This is a genomic window from Pseudomonas rhodesiae (assembly GCF_013285305.1).
GTDB classification, from domain to species: Bacteria; Pseudomonadota; Gammaproteobacteria; order Pseudomonadales; family Pseudomonadaceae; genus Aquipseudomonas; species Aquipseudomonas rhodesiae.
The window spans coordinates 879,955-898,696 of the sequence record NZ_CP054205.1 but is presented as its reverse complement, the minus strand read 5'-3'; the positions used below and the strand labels follow the sequence as shown (position 1 = coordinate 898,696).

20 protein-coding genes and 1 pseudogene are annotated in these 18,742 nt (G+C 62.5%); 19 read left to right on the top strand and 2 right to left on the bottom strand.

All coding sequences use genetic code 11. From position 1 onward, the window contains the following. Window positions 1–80 precede the first annotated feature (80 nt). A pseudogene (locus HRH33_RS26615) lies at window positions 81–208 on the bottom strand (DUF6124 family protein). Between the two features lie 198 nt (window positions 209–406). On the opposite strand from HRH33_RS26615, the gene HRH33_RS03855 reads away from it, so the two are divergent. From HRH33_RS03855 to HRH33_RS03770, 19 genes are all read left to right on the top strand, one after another. After that, complete coding sequence (locus tag HRH33_RS03855; RefSeq protein ID WP_040265967.1) at window positions 407–709, top strand: type II toxin-antitoxin system RelE/ParE family toxin; 303 nt, start codon at window positions 407–409, stop codon at window positions 707–709. A 3-nt stretch (window positions 710–712) separates the two neighbouring features. Beyond that, window positions 713–1,000: an addiction module antidote protein gene (locus HRH33_RS03850; RefSeq protein ID WP_167416819.1), complete on the top strand. Its 288-nt coding sequence runs from the start codon at window positions 713–715 to the stop codon at window positions 998–1,000. A gap of 97 nt (window positions 1,001–1,097) precedes the next feature. Next, window positions 1,098–1,493 carry a DUF2946 domain-containing protein gene (locus tag HRH33_RS03845; RefSeq protein ID WP_123479525.1) on the top strand — a complete coding sequence of 132 codons (396 nt, stop codon included), beginning with the start codon at window positions 1,098–1,100 and terminating at the stop codon, window positions 1,491–1,493. Window positions 1,494–1,540: 47 nt separating this feature from the next. Then, window positions 1,541–2,035, top strand: a complete 495-nt coding sequence (locus HRH33_RS03840) for a copper chaperone PCu(A)C (RefSeq protein ID WP_167416818.1) — start codon at window positions 1,541–1,543, stop codon at window positions 2,033–2,035. Window positions 2,036–2,046: 11 nt separating this feature from the next. Then, window positions 2,047–2,448, top strand: a complete 402-nt coding sequence (locus HRH33_RS03835) for a DUF2946 domain-containing protein (RefSeq protein ID WP_167416817.1) — start codon at window positions 2,047–2,049, stop codon at window positions 2,446–2,448. A gap of 94 nt (window positions 2,449–2,542) precedes the next feature. Next, the gene (locus HRH33_RS03830) at window positions 2,543–4,603 is read left to right on the top strand and encodes a TonB-dependent copper receptor (protein ID WP_167416816.1); all 2,061 of its coding nucleotides are present in this window, start codon (window positions 2,543–2,545) and stop codon (window positions 4,601–4,603) included. A 117-nt stretch (window positions 4,604–4,720) separates the two neighbouring features. Continuing rightward, window positions 4,721–6,097 (top strand): PepSY-associated TM helix domain-containing protein, encoded by a 1,377-nt coding sequence (locus HRH33_RS03825; RefSeq protein WP_167416815.1) that lies wholly within the window; start codon window positions 4,721–4,723, stop codon window positions 6,095–6,097. A gap of 194 nt (window positions 6,098–6,291) precedes the next feature. Continuing rightward, window positions 6,292–7,557, top strand: coding sequence for an urea ABC transporter substrate-binding protein (gene urtA, locus HRH33_RS03820; RefSeq protein WP_034136691.1), 1,266 nt, complete (start codon window positions 6,292–6,294; stop codon window positions 7,555–7,557). 120 nt (window positions 7,558–7,677) lie between these two features. Continuing rightward, complete coding sequence (gene urtB, locus HRH33_RS03815; RefSeq protein WP_034111567.1) at window positions 7,678–9,180, top strand: urea ABC transporter permease subunit UrtB; 1,503 nt, start codon at window positions 7,678–7,680, stop codon at window positions 9,178–9,180. After that, complete coding sequence (gene urtC, locus HRH33_RS03810; RefSeq protein WP_034095660.1) at window positions 9,180–10,247, top strand: urea ABC transporter permease subunit UrtC; 1,068 nt, start codon at window positions 9,180–9,182, stop codon at window positions 10,245–10,247. The genes urtB and urtC overlap by 1 nt, the downstream gene beginning before the upstream one ends. Continuing rightward, window positions 10,244–11,077 carry an urea ABC transporter ATP-binding protein UrtD gene (urtD, locus tag HRH33_RS03805; protein ID WP_034095659.1) on the top strand — a complete coding sequence of 278 codons (834 nt, stop codon included), beginning with the start codon at window positions 10,244–10,246 and terminating at the stop codon, window positions 11,075–11,077. The genes urtC and urtD overlap by 4 nt, the downstream gene beginning before the upstream one ends. A 173-nt stretch (window positions 11,078–11,250) precedes the next feature. Beyond that, on the top strand, window positions 11,251–11,949 hold the full coding sequence (gene urtE / locus HRH33_RS03800; RefSeq protein WP_040265954.1) for an urea ABC transporter ATP-binding subunit UrtE: 699 nt from the start codon (window positions 11,251–11,253) through the stop codon (window positions 11,947–11,949). Between the two features lie 31 nt (window positions 11,950–11,980). Next, a complete protein-coding gene (locus HRH33_RS03795; RefSeq protein ID WP_167416814.1) occupies window positions 11,981–12,820 on the top strand; it encodes an urease accessory protein UreD in 840 nt (279 codons plus the stop codon). 146 nt (window positions 12,821–12,966) lie between these two features. Further along, window positions 12,967–13,269 carry an urease subunit gamma gene (ureA, locus tag HRH33_RS03790; protein WP_003171437.1) on the top strand — a complete coding sequence of 101 codons (303 nt, stop codon included), beginning with the start codon at window positions 12,967–12,969 and terminating at the stop codon, window positions 13,267–13,269. A 9-nt stretch (window positions 13,270–13,278) separates the two neighbouring features. Continuing rightward, a complete protein-coding gene (locus tag HRH33_RS03785) occupies window positions 13,279–13,791 on the top strand; it encodes a GNAT family N-acetyltransferase (RefSeq protein ID WP_034095656.1) in 513 nt (170 codons plus the stop codon). A gap of 5 nt (window positions 13,792–13,796) precedes the next feature. Further along, the gene (locus HRH33_RS03780) at window positions 13,797–14,330 is read left to right on the top strand and encodes a GNAT family N-acetyltransferase (RefSeq protein WP_094065083.1); all 534 of its coding nucleotides are present in this window, start codon (window positions 13,797–13,799) and stop codon (window positions 14,328–14,330) included. Next, the gene (locus HRH33_RS26310) at window positions 14,327–14,632 is read left to right on the top strand and encodes an urease subunit beta (RefSeq protein ID WP_034111559.1); all 306 of its coding nucleotides are present in this window, start codon (window positions 14,327–14,329) and stop codon (window positions 14,630–14,632) included. Before HRH33_RS03780 ends, HRH33_RS26310 begins: the two co-directional genes overlap by 4 nt. Before the next feature lie 111 nt (window positions 14,633–14,743). Beyond that, a complete protein-coding gene (gene ureC / locus HRH33_RS03775) occupies window positions 14,744–16,444 on the top strand; it encodes an urease subunit alpha (protein WP_178125582.1) in 1,701 nt (566 codons plus the stop codon). Between the two features lie 94 nt (window positions 16,445–16,538). After that, window positions 16,539–17,666: a sensor histidine kinase gene (locus tag HRH33_RS03770; protein ID WP_167416813.1), complete on the top strand. Its 1,128-nt coding sequence runs from the start codon at window positions 16,539–16,541 to the stop codon at window positions 17,664–17,666. 21 nt (window positions 17,667–17,687) lie between these two features. Here HRH33_RS03770 and HRH33_RS03765 read toward each other — a convergent pair whose 3' ends face one another. Beyond that, entirely contained in the window at window positions 17,688–18,626 is a 939-nt protein-coding gene (locus HRH33_RS03765) for a DnaJ C-terminal domain-containing protein (RefSeq protein WP_173603364.1), read from the bottom strand. Window positions 18,627–18,742: the final 116 nt, after the last annotated feature.

Here is an 18,742-nt window from a genome sequence, read left to right as displayed (position 1 = left end):
CCCCTCCCACCTTGTTTGTTGTGGCGTTAGTGGCTTGTGGCTATCGCCTGTCCGACACCACTGTGCACAGGATCCGCCAGTCACTGCGCCAGTTTGATCAACTGCGCAACGCCGAGCAATCGCTACTCAGCGCATTGGCCGAGGCGAGTGCTTCGCTGAGGTTGACCAACAGGTCTCCGGTGCTGATGCCAGCGGCTACGGTAAACAGACGCCGATACCACCCTTACCCCGCCTTAAACGCAGAATCCACCTACAGACACTTCCGAGCCAGCTGGCTGGCTCAGCCAAAAGCCCCCGCCCTAACCTCCCGTTTCGCGGTTTTGCGTCAGCGCCCGCGGAGGGGGATGCACTGCTTTTGCAGCGCGTCGCATCTTGCCACTTTGTATCCCAAGGAATACGATCCAAGATGATTCAATTTAAGAAGTCAAAACACTTTCAAGAATGGCTTGATTCGTTACGCAGTAAACCCGCGCGAGCACGCGTACTGGCGAGGTTGGATAACGCGCAATGGGGCAACTTTGGAGATTGCGAAGCGCTCGGAAATGGCGTTTTTGAAATGCGCATCCACTATGGCCCTGGCTACAGGGTTTATTTCACTCGCAGAGGCGAGGTGGTTTATCTGCTGTTGATCGGAGGCGACAAATCAACGCAGAAACGTGACATTCAGCGTGCTAAACAAATTGCAGAAGACTTTGAGAAAAAGGAGTAATTCATGAATGAATTCACTGACTTCGATGTGGCAGAGCACCTAAGAACGCCCGAAGATATGGCCGAATATCTTGAAGCATGCTTCGAAGAAGATGCGGGCGACGGCGTGCTGATTCGTTCGGCGCTCAATAACATCGCCCGCGCCCAAGGCATGACCCAAGTAGCCCGCGACGCGGGCCTCGGCAGAGAAAGTCTGTATAAAGCCCTCTCCAGCGGTGGCAATCCCGAGTTCGCGACTATCATGAAAGTCATGAAAGCGTTGGGCCTCAAGCTGCACGCCACGGTGATCTGATAGCACTGCGACACCAAACCACACCGCCGCTTTTTACTTATCCCCGCCGATCAGGCTAAATACCGGCCTGATCGTTTAACCCTACGGATTGTCCGCCATGGCCCGTCAACGCTTTGCAATCGTCTGGATCGCCTGCTTTGCAGTGCTGTTCAACGCGTTTGCCATGCCGCTGGCCGGGGCGATGCAGCAATCCAAGGACCCTGTGCAGCAACTGCTGTGGGGTAGTTTCTGTTCATCCAATGGCGCCAGCCTCAAGACTATCGAACTGGGCAAACTGGAGATTCCGGCACCGCAGCCGGACGATCATTCCACCATGCAGCATTGCTGGTGTTGCTCGGGCTCACCGTCGTTGGTGGCATTGCCGGGGCATGTGCCGCAGTTGTATGTGACGCGCTTCGAGCCGCTACAAAGCCTGTCGCCGCCGTTATTGCAGACCCCCACCCCGCGCCAGCAATGGCCGAGCCTCAACCCCCGCGCCTCTCCACCGGTCTAGTCTTTTTCGCAAGTGAACTGCGTTTAGAACCGTTCTGGAGAACTGCCATGCTCAAATCTTCCATGCTTCTGGCTGCGTTGCTGCTGCCGGTGTTCAGTGCTGCCAATGCTCAAGACTACAAGGCCGGCGACCTGCTGGTCAGCGATCCCTGGTCCCAGGAGTTGCCACCCAATGCGCCCACCGTCGCGGCGTATTTCGTGGTGCATAACACCGCAGAAACACCGGACCGCCTGCTCAGCGCCGAGACGCCAGTGGCAGAAAAGGCGCAGTTGCACGAGCACGTCATGCAAGGCGCCCTGATGAAAATGCAAGAGGTGCCCAACGTGGCCGTGCCGGCCAAAGGCGATCTGACGTTCGCGCCCATGGCCTACCATGTGATGTTGCTGGGCCTCAAAGACCGCAGCCTGCTGGCCGATGGCAAACAGTTCCCGCTGACCCTGACCTTCGAAAAGGCCGGCAAGGTCGAGGTGCAAGTGTCAGTGCAGAAAATGCCGCCCATGGCCGGTCACGAGCACCAGCACCAGCACCAGCACCCGCAATAGGCTGAAGCTCGATGGGCGCCCCTCGCGCCAGGTTGTCTCCCCGCCCCCGTGTAACGCGCGGCAGTTGGATCAGCCTGTTCGCCATGCTGATGATCTTTATCGGTCCGCTGATTTCCCAAGCGATGCCGATGGATCATCACGCCGGTATGTCCATGGCAATGCCCATGGAGATGCCCGCTGACCACGGCGACTCCCATCATCCCAAAGCCCCTAGCGAGCACCACGCGCTGTGGGCCAAATGCGGCTACTGCGAGCTGCTGTTCAGTTGCCCGGCCCTGCCCGGCAACGCGTCCTTCGTGGCCGTCGGCGCCCCACCGCCGGCCAACGCCCTCACCCCCGCCACGCGCCTGGGCCATGCCCGGCAGAGCATCTTCCCCGGCGCCCGCAGCCGTGCGCCGCCCATCGCAACGTAAGCACTAAACCCCGTTACTTCACCCCCGGCCGACTTTAGACAGACAGCCGCAGGCTGCTGGCCGTGTTGTTTACGATTGATTGATGGAATTTGTCATGTCCAGGTTTTCTGCTGACTCCCGTTTGGGAAGCACCCCCGTGTTCGCCGTTCTGTGCGGCGCACTGTTGGTTCCGATGGCCCACGCCGACGAACATGAATTGAGCCCCACGGTGATCACCGCAATCGCCCCCAGCTCGCCGCTGACCGTGGTCACCAACCCCAAGGATCCCCGTCAACCGGTGCCCGCCAGCGATGGCGGCGACTACCTCAAGACCATCCCCGGCTTCGCCCTGGTACGCAACGGCGGCACCAATGGCGACCCGGTGCTGCGCGGCATGTTCGGTTCGCGCCTGAATATCCTCACCAACGGCAGCATGATGCTCGGGGCCTGTCCCGGTCGTATGGATGCGCCCACCTCCTACATCTCGCCGGAAACCTACGACACTCTCACCGTGATCAAAGGCCCGCAAACCGTACTCTGGGGCCCGGGCGCCTCGGCCGGCACGATCCTGTTCGACCGTGAGCCGGAGCATTTCGGGGAACTGGGCACGCGGCTCAACGCCAGTGTGCTGGCCGGTTCCAACGGGCGCTTCGACAAGGTCATCGATGCCGCCGCCGGCGGACCGCTGGGCTATGTGCGGGTGATCGGCAATCAGGCCCACGCCGATGACTACAAGGACGGCCATAACGACACGGTCGCCTCGCGCTATGACAAGTGGAACGGTGACGTTGCGGTGGGTTTCACCCCCGACGCCGACACCTTGCTGGAACTTACCGCTGGCCGTGGCGACGGCGAAGCGCGCTACGCCGGGCGCGGCATGGACGGCTCGCAGTTCCTGCGCGAGAGCCTGGGGCTGCGCTTCGAAAAATCGAATATCGGCGAGGTGCTGGATAAGGTCGAAGCCCAGGTTTACTACAACTACGCCGACCATGTGATGGACAACTACAGCCTGCGCACGCCGTCGGGCACCGGGATGATGGCCGGCCCCATGGCCTCCAACGTCGACCGACGCACCCTCGGCGCCCGCATCAAGGCCACTTGGCGCTGGGCCGACGTGCAGTTGATCGGCGGCCTGGACGCCCAGACCAACGAACACCGCCAACGCAGCAGTATGGGCATCGACACTTACAAAAACCTGCCGCGCGACAAGGACGCCGACTTCCACAACTACGGCGTGTTTGGCGAACTCACCTGGTATGCCGCCGACCGTGATCGCCTGGTCAGCGGCGCGCGCCTGGACCGCGCCTCGGCCAAGGACTTTCGCCAGACCACCGGCTCGGGCATGAGCAAACGCGCCAACCCCACCGCCGATGAGACCCGCGCCGACACTTTGCCGTCGGGCTTTATGCGCTATGAGCACGACCTGGCGGACAGCCCCACGACTGTCTACGCCGGGCTCGGCCATTCGCAGCGTTTCCCGGACTACTGGGAGCTGTTTTCGCCCAACACCGGCGCGGTCGGTTCGGTGAATGCATTCGAGGGTGTGAAGCCGGAAAAAACCACCCAGCTCGACGTCGGCGCGCAGTACAAAACCGACACGCTGGAAGCCTGGGCATCGGGCTACGTCGGCCAGGTGCGTGACTTTATCCTGTTCGATTACAAGCCCGGCATGATGGGCACCACCTCCCAGGCACGCAATGTGGACGCACGCATCATGGGCGGCGAACTGGGCGCGGCTTACAAATTGACCCCGCACTGGAAAGCCGATGCGACCCTGGCCTACGCCTGGGGCAAGAACAGCAGCGACGGCAAGGCCCTGCCGCAAATGCCGCCGCTGGATACCCGCCTGGGCCTGACGTACAGCGAGGACAACTGGAGCGCCGGAGCCCTGTGGCGGGTAGTCGCGGCGCAAAACCGCATCGACCAGAACAAAGGCAATGTGGTCGGCAAGGACTATGACAAGAGCGGCGGGTTTGGCGTGTTCTCGCTGAACGGGGCTTATCGCATCAATAAAAACTTCAAAGTCAGCACCGGCGTCGACAACCTGTTCGGCAAGGCCTACGCCGAGCATCTGAACCTGGCCGGCAACGCCGGGTTCGGCTACCCGGCGAGCGATCCGCAAGCCATCAAGGAGCCGGGGCGCACGCTCTGGACCAAGGTGGACATGAGCTTCTAAAAGCATCGAGGGCAAGCCCCCTCCCACATTTTGAAATGCGCACCCAATGTGGGAGAGGGCTTGCCCCCGATGGCGGTACATCTGAAACAAAAAAACCAAAGCCTTGCGGAGCCCCTGATGAGCACTCAAAAAGTTTCCTTCTACAACCTGGCCTGGCGCTGGCATTTTTACGCCGGCCTGTTTGTCGCCCCCTTTATGGTGCTGCTGGCCCTGACCGGCATCATCTACCTGTTCAAACCCCAGCTCGATCCGCTGATGTACGGCGACCTGCTCACGGTGCAAAGCGCCGAACACGCGCTGAGCGCCGACGAGCAACTGCAACGGGCCCAGGCGGCCTTTCCCCAGGGCAAGATCAGCAAATACCTACCGCCGGCCACCGCCACCAGCAGCGCACAGTTTGTGATGCACAACGATGGCCGCGAAGTGACGGTGTTTGTCGACCCCTATCGCGGCACCGTGCTCGGCGAGCAGGACGCCCAATACAATCTGCAAGCCATCGCCCGCGCGCTGCATGGTGAATTGATGATCGGCACCACCGGCGATCGCTGGGTAGAACTCGCCGCCGGTTGGGGCGTGATGCTGGTGGTGTCCGGCCTGTACCTGTGGTGGCCGCGCGGCAAGTCTTCAGCCGGCGTGCTGTGGCCACGTCTCGGCAGTCGCGGGCGGCTGTTCTGGCGCGATCTGCACGCGGTGGTGGGCTTCTGGGGCGCGGCGTTTCTGCTGGTGATGCTGCTCAGCGGCATGACCTGGACCGGCTTCTGGGGCAAGCAATACGCCGAGCTCTGGAACCGCTTCCCCGCAGCGATGTGGAACGACGTGCCGCAGTCCGATCAGCAAGCGCGGGCACTCAACACCGCGACGCAACAGACCGTGCCCTGGGCCATGGAAAACACGCCGATGCCGATGTCCGGCGACCATGCCGAACACATGAATCACGGCGCCATGCATTCGGGCCCGGCTGCGCCGACCGTGCGCCTGCAACAGGTGGTCGACCTGGCCACCGCGCGCCAAGTCGAGCCCGGCTACAGCATCACCTTCCCCACCACGGCCAACGGCGTTTTCACCATCGCCGTGTTCGCCGACGACCCGCGCAACGACGCGACCCTGCATGTGGATCAATACACCGGCAAGGTCCTGGCCGACGTGCGCTGGGCGCACTACAACCTGGTCGCGCGGGCCACCGAGACCGGCGTGATGCTGCACGAAGGCAAGATGTTCGGCTGGGTCAACCAACTGCTCGTGTTGTTGATCTGCCTGATGATCCTGCTCAGCGCGGTCAGCGGCGTGGTGATCTGGTGGAAGCGCCGGCCCCAGGGCGGGCTCGGGGTGCCGCCATTGCGCCATGACCTGCCGAAGTGGAAAACCGCGATGGCCATCATGCTGGCGCTGGCGATCATCTTCCCCTTGGTGGGCGCCTCGTTGATTGCGGTGTGGGTGCTGGATCGCCTGGTGCTGTCGCGGTGGTTCGGGCAAGGCCAATCGGCGCGCCCATGACACAAGCCGGGGCCAACGCACCAGTGCAGTGCCGGCCCCGCACCACGGCCAGGTTCAGGCGCCGATTCGGTGCAGAGCCTGGCCGCCAGCGCGGTGTGAGCGCCGTATTCACTCGTTAGGGCAAGCAGGCACAGCCCTTGCAATCACCGGAGTATCTGTCCAACAACAACACTTGGGTACTCGGAGATCGCACCATGAAGCGTCGCAGCTTGATCAAGGCTTTCACTCTTTCGGCATCCATTGCCGCCATGGGCATGACTTGGACCGTCCAGGCCGCCGAGACCATCAAGGTCGGCATCCTGCACTCGCTGTCCGGGACCATGGCTATCTCCGAAACGTCGCTTAAGGACATGGCGTTGATGACCATCGACGAGATCAACGCCAAGGGTGGTGTGAACGGAAAAATGTTGGAGCCTGTGGTGGTTGACCCGGCGTCGAACTGGCCGCTGTTCGCTGAAAAAGGTCGGCAGTTGCTGACCCAGGACAAAGTCGCCGTGGTGTTCGGCTGCTGGACCTCGGTGTCGCGCAAATCCGTATTGCCGGTGTTCGAAGAACTCAACGGCCTGCTGTTCTACCCGGTGCAGTACGAAGGCGAAGAGATGTCGCCGAACGTGTTCTACACCGGCGCGGCGCCGAACCAGCAGGCGATCCCGGCCGTTGAATACCTGATGAGCGAGGAAGGCGGCGGCGCCAAGCGTTTCTTCCTGCTCGGCACCGACTACGTGTACCCGCGCACCACCAACAAAATCCTGCGCTCGTTCCTGCATTCCAAAGGCGTAGCGGATAAAGACATCGAAGAGGTCTACACCCCGTTCGGCCATGCCGATTACCAGACCATTGTCGCCAACATCAAGAAGTTCTCGGCCGGCGGCAAGACTGCCGTGATCTCCACCGTCAACGGCGACTCCAACGTGCCGTTCTACAAAGAGCTGGCCAACCAGGGCCTCAAAGCGACCGAAGTGCCGGTAGTGGCGTTCTCTGTTGGCGAAGAGGAACTGCGCGGCATCGACACCAAGCCGCTGGTGGGCAACCTCGCCGCCTGGAACTACTTCCAGTCGGTGGAGAACCCGGTGAACCAGAAATTCGTCGCCGACTGGAAAGCCTATGCGAAGAAACACAACCTGCCGGGCGCCGACAAAGCCGTGACCAACGACCCGATGGAAGCCACCTACGTGGGTATCCATATGTGGGCGCAGGCGGCGGAGAAAGCCAAGTCCACCGACGTCGACAAAGTGCGTGAAGCGCTGGGCGGCCAGACCTTCGCCGCGCCGTCGGGCTTTACCCTGACCATGGACAAGACCAATCACCACCTGCACAAGCCGGTGATGATCGGCGAGATCCAGGCCGACGGGCAGTTCTCGGTGGTGTGGCAGACCCAGGAGCCGATTCGAGCACAGCCGTGGAGCCCATACATCCCAGGCAATGACAAAAAGCCGGACTATGCGGTGAAGAGCAACTAAGCCCCACCACAGGCCAACTGTGGGAGGGGGGCCCCGATAGCTGAGTGTCAGGCACTGCATGTGCTGACTGATACGCCGCCATCGGGGCAAGCCCCCTCCCACACGATCAGGACATTTTGTATGCCCACTGCCCTGCACCGTTTCATCGTCACAGCCTTGCTGTTGCTGCCTTTGGTGGTACACGCCGGCGATGCCGAAGACTTCCTGGCCGCCAACCCGACGCAACAGGCCAAGCTGTTGCAGGACTGGGCCGCCAACCCCGACCCTGCGCGCATCGAGCTGGTGGACGCCCTGCAACAGGGCCAACTCACCGTCAATGGCGAAACCAAGACCGTGCGTTTGAACAATCGTCTACGCGGCTTGATCGATAACGTACAGGCCAGCCAACAACTGCTGGCCGCCGACCCCAAAGTGCGTCTAGCGGCTGCGCAAACCCTGCAAAAAAGCGCCCAACCGGCGCAATTGAAATTCCTCGACCAGCAGGTCGCCGCCGAAACCAATGAGGACGTACACACCGCCCTCAGCCTGGCCCTGGCCAACCTGCAACTGGTCGACGCCGACCCGGCGATACGCCTGGCCGCCGTGCGCCTGCTAGGCAGCACCGGCGACCCGCTGGCGCGCACGCGCCTGGAAGCGCTGCTGGCGCCGGGCGTGGAAACCGACGCCGCCGTGCATACCGCCGCCGAAACCAGCTTGGCCCAAGTCAAACGCAAACTGATGCTGGGTGAAATCCTCGGCCAGGCGTTCAGCGGTATGTCCCTGGGCTCGATCCTGCTGCTGGCCGCCCTCGGCCTGGCGATCACCTTCGGCCTGCTCGGCGTGATCAATATGGCCCACGGCGAGATGCTGATGCTCGGCGCCTATTCCACCTATGTGGTGCAGTTGCTGATGCAGCGCTACGTGCCCGCGGCCATCGAGTTCTACCCCTTGATCGCGTTGCCGGTGGCCTTCTTTGTCACCGCCGCCATCGGCATGGCCCTGGAACGCACGGTGATTCGTCACCTGTACGGTCGACCGCTGGAAACCCTGCTGGCCACCTGGGGCATCAGCCTGATGCTGATCCAACTGGTGCGTCTGGTGTTCGGTGCGCAGAACGTCGAAGTGTCCAACCCGGCATGGCTGTCCGGCGGTATTCAAGTACTGCCCAACCTGGTGTTGCCGTACAACCGCATCGTGATCATCGCCTTTGCGCTGTGCGTGGTGGTGCTGACCTGGCTGCTGTTGAACAAGACGCGCCTGGGGCTCAACGTGCGTGCCGTGACCCAGAACCGCAACATGGCCGCCTGCTGCGGTGTACCCACCGGGCGTGTGGATATGCTCGCGTTCGGCCTGGGTTCCGGCATCGCCGGCTTGGGCGGTGTCGCACTCAGCCAGATCGGCAACGTCGGCCCGGACCTGGGCCAGAGCTACATCATCGACTCGTTCCTGGTGGTTGTACTCGGCGGCGTCGGCCAACTGGCCGGTAGCGTCATGGCCGCCTTCGGCCTGGGCATCGCCAACAAGATTCTGGAGCCGCAGATCGGCGCGGTGCTGGGCAAGATCCTGATCCTCGCGCTGATCATTCTGTTTATCCAGAAACGCCCGCAAGGACTCTTCGCACTGAAAGGACGGGTGATCGACTGATGAACCAGCCATTGATGCTCACGGCCACGCAAAAGGCCGGCCCCAAGGTGACCATCGCCGTGGGCGCGGTGATCCTGGCGCTGCTGCTGGCGTTGCCATTGCTGTCGCTGTTGCCGGTGGACAACGCCTTGCACGTATCGGCCTACACCCTGACCCTGGTGGGCAAAATCCTGTGCTATGCCATCGTCGCCCTGGCCTTGGACTTGGTGTGGGGTTACGCCGGGATGCTGTCCCTCGGCCACGGTTTGTTCTTTGCCCTGGGCGGTTACGCGATGGGCATGTACCTGATGCGCCAGGCCGCCGGTAGTGAGCTGCCGGCGTTTATGACCTTTTTATCGTGGACCGAATTACCCTGGTATTGGGCCGGCACCGATCACTTTCTCTGGGCCTTGTGCCTGGTAGTGCTGGCGCCGGGGTTGCTGGCCCTGGTGTTCGGGTTCTTCGCCTTTCGCTCGCGAATCAAGGGCGTGTATTTCTCGATCATGACCCAGGCCCTGACCTTTGCCGGCATGCTGCTGTTCTTTCGCAACGAGACCGGCTTTGGCGGCAACAACGGCTTCACCAACTTTCGCAGCATCCTCGGCTTCGGCATCACCGAGCCGGGCACGCGGGCGGTGTTGTTCCTGGCCACGGTGCTGTTGCTGGTGGCGAGTCTGTTCATCGGCTGGCGCCTGGCGCGCAGCAAGTTCGGCCGGGTGCTGACCGCCCTGCGCGACGCCGAGAACCGCCTGATGTTCTGCGGCTACGACCCACGCGGCTTCAAGCTGTTCGTGTGGGTGTTGAGCGCGGTGCTGTGCGGCCTGGCCGGGGCGCTGTATGTGCCGCAGGTGGGCATCATCAACCCCAGCGAAATGTCGCCGACCAACTCTATCGAAGCCGCCGTGTGGGTGGCCCTGGGCGGGCGCGGCACGCTGATCGGTCCGCTGCTGGGTGCCGGGGTGGTCAACGGCATGAAGAGCTGGTTCACCGTGGCCTTCCCGGAATACTGGCTGTTCTTCCTCGGGGCGCTGTTCATCATCGTCACCCTGTACCTGCCCAAGGGCGTGATCGGGCTGCTGAAGAAATGAGGAATGTGATGCTTGAACCTATTCTCGATGCGGGCAGCGGCCGCGACGCCATCGGCTTGGGCCAGGTGGCCGGCAAGGGCCTGAACACCCGCCATGGCACCATCCTGACCCTGGAAGATATCAGCGTGAGCTTCGATGGTTTCAAGGCGCTCAACGACTTGAACCTGTACATCGGCGTCGGCGAACTGCGCTGCATCATCGGCCCCAACGGCGCGGGCAAAACCACGCTGATGGACGTGATTACCGGCAAGACCCGCCCCAGCCACGGCAATGCCTGGTTCGGCGAAACCCTGGACCTGACCAGCCTGAGCGAAGTGCAGATCGCCCAGGCCGGCATCGGTCGCAAGTTCCAGAAACCCACGGTGTTCGAAGCTCTCAGCGTGTTCGAAAACCTGGAGCTGGCGCAAAAGACCGACAAGTCGGTATGGGCCAGCCTGCGTGCGCGCCTGAGCGGCGCACAAAAGGATCGTATCGATGAAGTGCTCGACACCATCCGCCTCAGCGCTTCGGTGCATCGCCCGGCCGGGCTGCTGTCCCACGGCCAAAAGCAATTCCTGGAAATCGGCATGCTGTTGATGCAAGACCCGCAGTTGCTGTTGCTGGACGAACCGGTGGCCGGCATGACCGACGCCGAAACCGAATTCACCGCCGAATTGTTCAAGGGCCTGGCGGGCAAGCATTCGCTGATGGTGGTGGAACACGACATGGGCTTTGTCGGCGCGATTGCCGACCATGTGACGGTGTTGCACCAGGGCAGCGTGCTGGCCGAAGGATCGCTGGAGCAGGTGCAGGAAAATGAGCGGGTGATTGAGGTGTATTTGGGACGGTGATACATCGGCCAGCTTCGAGCCTAAAGCTTCAAGCGGCAAGTTAAAGCAAAGCAGGCATCCGTCCGCTCTAACTTGCAGCTTGAAGCTTGAAGCTTGCCGCTTAACGCCAACTAACGGAGTTCGTTGATCATTCCCACGCGGAGCATGGGAACGATCATTGGGGAGAATTGAACATGCTGCAAGTCGACAAGCTGCATCAGTACTACGGCGGTAGCCACATCCTGCGCGGGCTCTCATTCGACGTAAAAATCGGCGAAGTGACCTGCCTGCTCGGCCGTAACGGCGTGGGCAAGACCACCCTGCTCAAATGCCTGATGGGTTTGCTGCCGGCCAAAGAAGGCGCAGTGAATTGGGAGGGCAAGCCGATCACCGGGTTCAAGCCCCATCAGCGCGTACACGCCGGGATCGCCTACGTGCCTCAGGGCCGGGAGATTTTCGGGCGGCTGACGGTGGAAGAAAACCTGCTGATGGGCCTGTCGCGATTCCCCGGCGCCGAGGCCAAGGAAGTGCCGGCGTTTATCTATGAACTGTTCCCGGTGTTGCTGCAAATGAAGCATCGTCGTGGCGGTGACTTGTCCGGCGGTCAGCAGCAGCAATTGGCAATCGGCCGCGCCCTGGCCAGTCGCCCACGCCTGTTGATCCTCGATGAACCCACCGAGGGCATCCAGCCGTCGGTGATCAAGGAGATCGGCGCGGTGATCAAAAAACTCGCGGCCCGGGGCGATATGGCGATCCTGCTGGTGGAGCAGTTCTACGACTTTGCCGCCGAACTGGCCGACCAGTACCTGGTGATGTCACGTGGGGAAATCGTCCAGCAAGGCCGTGGCGAAAATATGGAAAGCGAAGGTGTGCGCGGCCTGGTAACCATCTAATCTGTTGCGACCTCATGAAAAGCACGCCGTTATGAACCTGCCCGTTTCCCCTGCCCTGTTCACCCCCAGCTGGCACGCCGCGCTGGAGCTAGGCTACGCGCGCTTCGGCGACACCACGCGCCCGGTGATGCGCCGCCACGTCGGCCCGCTGCGCGTGCAAAAGCATCTGTATGCCGAAGGCCCCGAGGTGTGCCAGCACATCATAGTGCACCCACCGGGCGGCATTGCCGGCGGCGACCGCCTGGACATCAGCGCCCACGTCGCCGAGGGCGCCTGGGCACAACTGACCAGCCCTGGCGCGGCCAAGTGGTACCGCGCCAGCAGCCCGGCTTTTCAACAACTGGCGCTGACGGTAGAGGCCGGCGCCACGCTGGAGTGGCTGCCCCAGGAAACCATCGTGTTCAGTGCGGCCCAAGCCGAACTCACCACGCGCATCGACCTGCACGGCGATGCCCGGCTGTTCTATTGGGACGTGGTTGCGCTGGGCCGACCGGCCAGTGACGAACGCTTCGACCTTGGGCACTTTCAATCGCACCTGGATATCCGCCGCGACGGGCAGTCGCTCTGGCATGAACGCCAACGCATCGTCGGCGGCGACGGGCTGCTGGATTCGCCCATCGGCCTGGACGGGCAACCGGTGTTCGCCACGTTGCTGGTGACGGGCGATATCGACCCTGAGTTATTGGAACGTTGCCGCGCGCTGCCCCACGCCGTGCGCGGCGACCTGACCCAATTGCCCGGCTTGCTGGTGGCCCGCTGCCTGGCCAGCGAGGCGTTGCTGGCGCGGGGATGGTTGATTGATGTGTGGCGGCTGTTGCGCCCGGCCATATTGGGCCGAGAAGCGGTATCACCGAGAATCTGGAGCACATGAAGATCAAAAATGTGGGAGGGGGCTTGCTCCCGATAGTGGCGTGTCAAGCAGAGCATTTTTCACTGACCCACTGCTATCGGGGGCAAGCCCCCTCCCACACTTAATCTTCACTGTATTTACGAATGTATTTCACGACGGACTGAACCATGGACCTGACCCCACGGGAAAAAGACAAACTGCTGATCTTCACTGCCGGCTTAGTTGCCGAGCGCCGCCTGGCGCGTGGGGTGAAGCTCAATTACCCGGAAACCATCGCCTACATCTCCGCCGCCTTGATGGAAGGCGCCCGCGATGGCCGCACGGTGGCCGACCTGATGCACTACGGCACCACCCTGCTGAGCCGTGAACAAGTGATGGAAGGCATCCCGGAGATGATCCCGGATATCCAGGTGGAAGCCACTTTTCCGGACGGCACCAAGCTAGTCACCGTTCATCAACCGATTGCCTGAGGCACGCTCATGATTCGTGATGCAACCGAAAAGGACCTTCCCGCCATTCGCGATATCTACAACGACGCGGTGCGCAACACTACGGCGATCTGGAACGAACAACCGGTGGACCTGGCCAACCGCCTGGCGTGGTTCAACGCGCGCCAGGCCCAGGGTTACCCGATCCTGGTGGCGGTGGAAAACGACGAGGTGACGGGCTATTCCTCGTTCGGCGACTGGCGACCATTCGAAGGTTTTCGCTACAGCGTCGAGCACTCGGTGTACGTGCGCAACGACCAACGCGGCAAGGGCCTTGGCCCACGCTTGATGCAAGTGCTGATCGAACGAGCGCGCAGCGCCGGCAAATACGTGATGGTCGCCGCCATCGAAAGTGGCAATCAGGCCTCGATCCGCCTGCACGAGCGCCTGGGCTTCGTCACCACCGGGCAAATGCCGCAAGTGGGCATCAAGTTCGGCCGCTGGCTGGACCTGACCTTTATGCAACTGGCCCTGAACCCCGGCGCCGAACCGCCCAAGGAGTGAGATCGATGAGTGCTGCGCAAATGCGTCGCGTCAATGCGGAAAGTTTCGCCCATTACCGCCAGGGCTTGAGTGAACTGCTGTTGGACGCGGTCAGTCACGGTGCGTCGGTGGGTTTCATGGCCGACTTCGATGACGCCCAGGCGCGCAGTTACCTCAACGGCGTGCAGGCGAGCCTGCAAGACGCCAGCCTGTTGCTGTGGGTGGTGGTGCGCGACGAGCAGGTGATCGCCAGCGTGCAGTTGGCGTTGTGCCAGAAAGCCAACGGCCTCAATCGCGCCGAAGTCCAGAAGCTACTGGTGCACAGCAGCGCCCGCCGCCACGGCCTCGGCCAGCAATTGATGAACGCCCTGGAACTCGCCGCCCGCCAGCACCGGCGTGGCCTGCTGTACCTGGACACCGAAGCCGGCTCGCCGGCCGAAGCCTTCTACCAGTCGCTGCGCTACACCAAGATCGGTGAGCTGCCCGACTACTGCCAAAGCCCGGACGGGCGCTACAGCCCGACCGCCATCTACTACAAGACCCTGGGGCAACCTGCATGATTCCTGGTGAATTTCAGATCCAGCCCGGCGAGATCGAACTCAACGTCGGCCGCCGTACCGTCACCCTGAGCGTGGCCAACAGCGGCGACCGGCCGATCCAGGTGGGTTCGCATTACCACTTTTTCGAAACCAACGACGCGCTGACCTTTGACCGCGCCGCCAGCCGTGGCATGCGTTTGAATATTCCGGCGGGTACGGCGGTGCGGTTCGAGCCGGGGCAGAGCCGTGAGGTCGAGCTGGTGGATTTGAGCGGCGGTCGGCGGGTGTTCGGGTTTGCCGGGCGGATCATGGGCGACCTTTAGGGCCTCATCGGGGGCAAGCCCCCTCCCACAGGGGAACGCATTCCAAAGGTGGGAGGGGGCTTGCCCCCGATAGCGATTTCACATTCAACACAAATATTTCAGGGCACACACATGAAAATCAGCCGCCAAGCCTACGCCGATATGTACGGCCCCACCGTCGGCGACAAGGTCCGCCTGGCCGACACCGAGCTGTTCGTCGAAGTGGAACAGGACTTCACCGTGTACGGCGAAGAGGTCAAATTCGGTGGCGGCAAGGTGATTCGCGATGGCCAGGGCCAGAGCCAGTTGCTCGCCGCCGAGGTGGTCGACACCTTGATCACCAATGCGTTGATCATCGACCACTGGGGCATCGTCAAGGCCGACGTGGGCCTCAAGAACGGGCGCATCCACGCCATCGGCAAAGCCGGTAACCCGGATATCCAGCCCGGCGTGACCATGGCCATCGGCGCCAGCACTGAAGTGATCGCCGGCGAAGGCATGATCCTCACCGCCGGCGGCATCGACTCCCATGTGCATTTCATTTGCCCGCAGCAGATCGAAGAAGCGCTGACCAGCGGCGTCACCACTATGATCGGCGGCGGTACCGGCCCGGCCACCGGCACCAACGCCACCACCTGCACCTCGGGGCCGTGGCACCTGGCGCGCATGCTGCAGGCCAGCGATTCGTTCCCGATGAACATCGGTTTTACCGGCAAGGGCAACGCCAGCCTGCCGGGCCCATTGATCGAACAGGTCAAGGCTGGCGCCATCGGTTTGAAGCTGCATGAAGACTGGGGCACCACCCCGGCGAGCATCGACAACTGCCTAACGGTGGCGGACGACTACGACGTGCAAGTGGCGATCCACAGCGACACCCTCAACGAGTCCGGTTTTGTCGAAACCACCCTCGCCGCGCTCAAGGGTCGCACCATCCATACCTACCACACCGAGGGCGCCGGCGGCGGCCATGCGCCGGACATCATCAAGGCGTGCGGCTTCCCCAATGTACTGCCCAGTTCCACCAATCCGACGCGGCCGTTCACCCGCAACACCATCGACGAGCACCTGGACATGTTGATGGTCTGCCATCACCTGGACCCCAGCATTGCCGAAGACGTGGCCTTCGCCGAAAGCCGCATCCGCCGCGAAACCATCGCCGCCGAAGACATCCTGCACGACCTCGGCGCGTTCTCGATGATCAGCTCCGACAGCCAGGCTATGGGCCGCGTCGGCGAAGTGATCACGCGCACCTGGCAAACCGCCGACAAAATGAAAAAGCAACGCGGCGCCCTGCCCGGCGACGGCCCGGGCAACGACAATTTCCGCGCCAAACGCTACATCGCCAAGTACACCATCAACCCGGCGATCACCCATGGCATCAGCCATGAGGTGGGCTCCATCGAAGTGGGCAAATGGGCCGACCTGGTGCTGTGGCGTCCAGCGTTCTTCGGGATCAAGCCAACGCTGATCCTCAAGGGCGGCGCGATTGCCTCCAGCCTGATGGGCGATGCCAACGCTTCGATCCCGACCCCGCAACCGGTGCACTACCGCCCGATGTTCGCCAGCTTTGGCAGCTCATTGCACGCCACCAGCCTGACGTTTATCAGCCAGGCGGCGCTGGACGAGGGTCTGCCCGAAGCGCTGGGTTTGAAGAAACGCATCGGCGTGGTCAAGGGCTGCCGTGATGTGCAGAAAACCGACCTGATCCACAACGATTACCTGCCGGAGATCGAGGTGGACCCGCAGACCTATCAGGTCAAGGCAGACGGGCAATTGCTCTGGTGCGAACCGGCGGATGTGCTGCCGATGGCGCAGCGTTATTTCCTGTTCTGACCGTTCATCGGCACAGGCCTGCGGGGCCAGTGAATGAAGCACGCGTATGGCGCTACGATGCGCCACGCGCTTTCATCGTTCTGGAAACCTGGCCATGCGTTTATCCGAATTCATCGTGTTACACGCCGAGCAGATCGTTGATGAATGGGAGCTGTTCGCCCAGACCCTGACACCCGCCGCCGACACCCTCAACCGCACACAATTGCGCGACCACGCCCATTCGATCCTGCTGGCCGCCGCCCGTGACATGAACACCCGCCAAAGCGCCAGCGAACAAGCCGCCAAGGCCAAGGGCGAAGGCCCGGAGAAAACCCCCAGCCTGGATCAAGCCGCAGCCAGCCATGGCGAGCTGCGCCATACCGTGGGCTTTGACCTGGTGCAGATGACCTCCGAGTTCCGCCATTTGCGCGCCTGCGTGATCCGGCTGTGGGTCGACAGCGTGCAAACCCCGCAACGGGCAGACCTGCAAGACATGATCCGCTTCAATGAAGCCATCGACGAAGCCCTGGCCGAGTCCACCGCAGCCTACGCCGAACAAGTGGCGCGCTCGCGGGACATCTTCCTGGCGATCCTCGGCCACGACCTGCGCGCGCCGTTGCAGGCAGTGAACATGTCGAGCGAGATGCTGTTGCGCAAGGCCCAGTTGGATAACCAGGGGTTGAGCCTGCTGGGCAATATCCGCAACGGCGCGCGCCACATGGGGGCGATGGTCAGCGACCTGCTGGAGTTCGTACGCAGCCGTTTGGGCAGCAGCCTGCCCATCGACCCCAAACCCATGAGCCTGGCGGACGCCGCGCGCGAGGCCATCGACGAGGCGTGCGCAGGTCGCCCGGAATGCAACCCGGCGCTGATCATCCACGGCGACACCCACGGTCAGTGGGACCGTGGCCGCGTCGACCAACTGCTGCAGAATCTGATCGGCAACGCCTTGCAGCACGGCACCCACAGCCAGGCGGTGACCTTGACGCTCAAAGGCACGGCGGACAGCGTGGAATTGCGCATGCACAACTACGGCCCGCCGATCCCCGAAGCCGCCCTGGGCACGGTGTTCGACCCACTGGTGCGCAGCGCCAATGAGGAACCGGGCAGCACGTCGTCCAGCCTGGGGTTGGGTTTGTTTATCGTCAAGGAAGTGGTGCTGGCCCATCGGGGCAGCATTGAAGTGACGTCCAGCGAGGCGGACGGCACCACCTTTACCGTGGTGCTGCCGCGCTCGCTGTGACGGTCCCGCGCCGGGGCGGGTTTAGACGTTTTCGCGCGGGTTGAAGTTGGCTTTCTTGGCCAGCGCCTGCCACAGCGCGATGGTTTCGTCGTCGGCCTGCTTAGGCATCACTGCCTTGAGCTGCACGTAGAGGAACCCGCGCTGCCCGGCCTTGTTCATCAAGCCGTGCCTCTTGACGCGCATGCGCTGGCCGTTCTGGCTGCCGGCCGGCACCTTGAGGTTGATCCTGCCGGTCAAGGTCGGCACCGCGACTTCCGCGCCCAACGCCAATTCCCACGGTGCCAGCGGCAAGTGGGTGATCAGGTTTTCGCCGTCCACTTCGAACTTGGGGTGCGGCGCGAACTTGATGATCAGGTACAGATCGCCATTGGGCCCTCCGGCCACGCCGGGCGCACCCTGCCCCTTGAGGCGGATACGCTCGCCGTCGGTGACGCCGGCGGGGATCTTCACGTTCAGGCTCTTGGTGGTGTTGCTGACATGCCGGCCCGAGGCGTCGTATTGCGGCACCTGGAAGCTGATCTGCTTGGACTCGGTGGACAGCGTCTCCTCAAGGAATACCGAGAGTTGCATCTCCACGTCCTGGCCCTTGCGCGCTGCGGAGCGGCGCTGGCCGCCGCCAAAGGCGTCGCCACGGGAGCCGAAGATCGAACTGAAGAAGTCCGAAAAGTCGCCCGCGTCCTGGCCGCCACCAAAGCCGCCACGGCTCTGCCAGCCCGGTGGCCCCTGGAACGGCTGACCATGCTGGCCATACTTGCGCAGCTCGTCGTATTCGGCGCGCTTATCCGCGCTTTTGAGCGCTTCATAGGCTTCGGACGCGTCCTTGAACTTGGCTTCGGCGTCTTTTTCCTTGCTCACATCGGGGTGATATTTGCGAGCCAGCTTGCGATAGGCGGTCTTGATTTCCTTGTCATCGGCCGTCGGCTCGACACCCAGAATCTTGTAGTAGTCTTTGAAATCCATCGGCGGTTCACCATCCTCTCATCGGGATCGCACAGCCCAGGGCACAAGGTGCGATGCTTTGCACTTGTTGAGTCTTATGGCCTGGGGGTGCGTCAAAGTGTTATCGGCGCTAGCCG